The sequence below is a fragment of the Pseudoalteromonas sp. SR45-5 genome (assembly GCF_014163565.1).
Lineage (GTDB): Bacteria > Pseudomonadota > Gammaproteobacteria > Enterobacterales > Alteromonadaceae > Pseudoalteromonas > Pseudoalteromonas distincta.
In genome coordinates this window covers 1-3,672 of record NZ_JACJDN010000416.1, presented here as the reverse complement: position 1 = coordinate 3,672, position 3,672 = coordinate 1, and the positions used below count along the sequence as shown (strand labels likewise).

Annotated in this window: 6 protein-coding genes; 3 read left to right on the top strand and 3 right to left on the bottom strand. The window is 37.4% G+C overall.

Annotated elements, in window-relative coordinates; all coding sequences use genetic code 11:
- Positions 1-478 (bottom strand): GNAT family N-acetyltransferase (locus tag H5072_RS14345; protein WP_182693900.1); only part of this gene is annotated, 478 nt, incomplete at its 3' end.
- A gap of 107 nt (positions 479-585) precedes the next feature.
- Between H5072_RS14345 and H5072_RS14340 the strand changes: the two genes are divergently transcribed.
- Complete coding sequence (locus tag H5072_RS14340) at positions 586-786, top strand: hypothetical protein (protein ID WP_002962626.1); 201 nt, start codon at positions 586-588, stop codon at positions 784-786.
- A 58-nt stretch (positions 787-844) separates the two neighbouring features.
- Here H5072_RS14340 and H5072_RS14335 read toward each other — a convergent pair whose 3' ends face one another.
- Positions 845-1,039 carry a CPXCG motif-containing cysteine-rich protein gene (locus tag H5072_RS14335; RefSeq protein WP_002962627.1) on the bottom strand — a complete coding sequence of 65 codons (195 nt, stop codon included), beginning with the start codon at positions 1,037-1,039 and terminating at the stop codon, positions 845-847.
- A 281-nt stretch (positions 1,040-1,320) separates the two neighbouring features.
- Between H5072_RS14335 and msrA the strand changes: the two genes are divergently transcribed.
- Positions 1,321-1,920, top strand: coding sequence for a peptide-methionine (S)-S-oxide reductase MsrA (gene msrA, locus H5072_RS14330; RefSeq protein ID WP_039487894.1), 600 nt, complete (start codon positions 1,321-1,323; stop codon positions 1,918-1,920).
- A 68-nt stretch (positions 1,921-1,988) separates the two neighbouring features.
- Here msrA and H5072_RS14325 read toward each other — a convergent pair whose 3' ends face one another.
- Positions 1,989-2,228 carry a hypothetical protein gene (locus tag H5072_RS14325; protein ID WP_182693899.1) on the bottom strand — a complete coding sequence of 80 codons (240 nt, stop codon included), beginning with the start codon at positions 2,226-2,228 and terminating at the stop codon, positions 1,989-1,991.
- Between the two features lie 323 nt (positions 2,229-2,551).
- On the opposite strand from H5072_RS14325, the gene H5072_RS14320 reads away from it, so the two are divergent.
- On the top strand, positions 2,552-3,466 hold the full coding sequence (locus tag H5072_RS14320; RefSeq protein ID WP_182693898.1) for a 2OG-Fe(II) oxygenase family protein: 915 nt from the start codon (positions 2,552-2,554) through the stop codon (positions 3,464-3,466).
- Positions 3,467-3,672: the final 206 nt, after the last annotated feature.

Here is a 3,672-nt window from a genome sequence, read left to right as displayed (position 1 = left end):
GTGATTTATGCCAAATAGAATTTTCTCTTAAACTAAAGCCCAGTTTCATAAGTAAATTATGGGAACGTGCATTATGTGCACTCACCTCAGCAGACAAATGTTTAAGCGGAATATGCTTAACTAAAGTTTCAATAAAACCGGTCACCACTTCAAACATTACGCCCTTATCCCAAAAGTCAGGATGCAGCTCAAATCCTATAAACGCACTACTTTTACACGGGGTTAAATTATAAAGCCCACAAGTACCCATTAACTTTCCAGATATATTATGTTCAATTGCAACTCGAATTACTTCACCTTCGTAATATGCACTAATATCATCTTGTATTAATTGTTTGATTTGCGTTTTGCTAAGTGGTGTTTCGTAGTCGTTAAATTCTGACACGTGCGGGTGATTTAAAATATTAAATAAACACGCTGCGTGTTTGTGGGTAACTAAACGCAGCGTAACGCGCTCAAGCTTTGTGGTGTTAAACATTTTATTTAAGTGGTTAGTTAAATTAGCTCTTTATGGGCACGCATTATTAACTTACCATACCCTATTAACAAGCATTATCTTTAAAGCAAAAAGAGTAAGAGAACGTAATGAGTGACGATTTTAAAGTAATACAACCCACTACCACAGTATATTGCCCAAAGCGCGGCGAAGGCTGGACCTTAACAGGCATTACTAATATTAACGAGTTTACCTCAGTAATGTTTGACGGCACACGCTATACGCTTCCAGCACGCGAAATAGTAGAAGAACTTCTACCTAACCAATTAGCGCGTGAGCAAAATAGCTAACCAAACACATACACAGTAAAAAGGCTGCAATTTTGCAGCCTACTATCTAATTAACGAGTTAAAATGCATCGTCTTCGCTGTAAACATTAACGTTTAGCTCGTCATCATTTTCAAATACCACAAACGAAATAGGCTTACAGCACACTTGGCAGTCTTCTATGTATTGCTCATCAATATCTGCTGCATCAAGTAATACTTCTATACTTTCTCCACAATAAGGGCAGCTTATTGATGTTTCTGTTAACTGGTTCATTTATCACCTGCTAATTTATATCACGAATGTTGTCACTTTAATGAACACGTAAGCATAATTCAACACCCCATTAAATAACGCATACTTGGCTAACCCAATTAAACCGTGCTACTAACTTAAATAGTGATCTTGTTACTCGCCTTATCCCTATAAAACTTGTCAAAGCACAATATTTTTCACCATAGATAAGTTGGCCAGCCCTCTACAATGAAATTGTATTAGCACTTAGCGGGTCTAACTTTATAAGTATTTATAAACTCACAGTACAGATGGATAATTTTATGAAAAAATCACTTACGCTTGCATTAACATCTGCCGTTATTTTGTTTAGTACATTTTCCCATGCAGCTAAAACCGAAAAAGCCGTTCTAGCTGGAGGTTGTTTTTGGTGTATGGAAAGTGACTTTGAAAAGCTAGAAGGCGTAACCGATGTAATATCGGGCTTTACTGGCGGTAAACTTAAAAACCCGACATACAATGGTAATCATAAAGGCCATTACGAGGCCGTAGAAATCACATACGATCCGGCCATAGTTAGCTATCAGGGCATACTTGATCATTACTGGGTAAATATTGATCCCTTTGATGCCAAAGGCCAATTTTGTGATAAAGGCCCTAGTTACTTAAGCGCTATATTTGTACAAAACGACGAACAACGTAAATTAGCTGAAAAAACAAAAGCAGCTGTTGTAGCCGAGTTCCCTAATCAAACTGTGGTTACACCTATACTAAACGCAAGCACCTTTTACCCTATAAAAGGGAGGGAAAGCTTTCACCAAGATTATTACAAAAACAATCCAATCCGATACAACACTTATCGTTGGCGTTGTGGTCGCGACAGCCGCCTAGAAGAAATCTGGGGTGACAGAGCAACCCATTAATCGCGTTAAATCAGGTATACCACAGTAAAATATTAAAAGGCTGGTTTAATTATCAGCTTTTTAATATTTTAGTTATTGCGAGATTCTTTAATAAATCGATATCTAAATTCAGATAAGTAACCAACAATGCTAACAAGCAAAGCAGAATTAAAATCACCATTCACAAGCTGTGTCCAAACATTTCCCTCTCCATTAAAGCTAATGTAAATAACCATAATAAAAGCAACAAACGCTGAAACTTGATACATCCAAGAATATTCACCAAAAAATTTCTGTGTCACACTTTTTTCTTTTAATTTATCTTCCACAATTAATCTCCATTTTATATTGCTATTAAATCCTAGCTATAACATAGGCAAAATAAGGAATTTATAATAAAGGTTTATTTATACACCGTCTATTTCATAAAGCCTTTGTTATTAAGCTAAATGCTTGAATAGCAAATAGGATACATGTCACTTCGCTTTAAGTGGACAGCACTGCTTGACTTAAGATACTCAGTTTTAGGATTCATTATCAATAAATAATATATTCTGTTTCCTAAAGCAGGCTGTTTATCTACTAAATCAAATACAATAAATTGCACTCCTAGATTGATATAAACAAAATTTAACAGCTGGAGTTACACAAAATGTTTGCCAACCAATTACAACTAGCGCGTGCTCTAGAGTTACCAACACGACAAGCCATGCTTTACCGTGAACCAGCAGTACAAAACTTTTGGATAAACAACACTGACCTAATTGCAAACGCGTGGAGCGAATGGGAAGCAACATCAATAGATAGCTCAACGTTTACGCTAGACGACACACTACTTGATAAAAACATACGTGAAGCAGTAAAACAAGCATGGGAAGATCCATCAAAAGAGCTAGCCGTAAAAGCGTTATTACACGAAGTAGCGCCTGATGTGTTTCAATTTCAATTTTTTGATCCTGAGCGACTAGCAGTATTACGCGGATATTTAGAACAAGTATGGAATTCGCAAATCCCTATGCGCCCGCCATACGGCATAGTGTTAAATCGCCGTGGTGCCATGCTTGATAGCCGATCAGAAGGTTATTTAGCCGCGCCAAGCTTTCAAGCATTTTATAACGAAATACTAAACACTTATATGCGCCCTATTTCACGTATGCTGTTCCCGGAAGTTATGGGGTTTGATACACAAACATTTGGCTTTTCAATTTATTATGAGCCAAATACAGATTCGTCAATTCGCCCACATACCGACGCATCAGCTGTAACGCTTAACATTAACCTAAATTTACCAGGCGAAGAGTTTACAGGGTCACAAGTGGACTTTTATCACCCGTACACAGGTGACATTAAATCACTTACCTTTAAGCCTGGTACTGCCATGTTACATCGAGGCAATATTGCACACGCAGCCAAGCCTATTACCAGTGGCGAGCGAACTAACTTCGTATTGTGGTTGTATGGGGAGCGCGGTCGATTACCAGCACAAGGTGCTCCACGCATTCCTGTTGATGCTAAACAGCGCTGGACTAACCCAAACAAACCAAATGATGGTTATGCACCATTTTAAGTAATCGCTTTTAAAGTTTTAAATACAAATGGCTGCCTAATTTAAGCAGCCTTATAAAAATAAAGCTTATCCAGTAACCAACAAGTTTTAAGTTTAGTAATATCAAAAAACCGCCCTATTCATAATCTATATTGTCGCCACTTATAACAATAGATAACACAAACTTTCCGCCTTGCTTTTCTTATGTCCCAGTACTTCGCTTAACA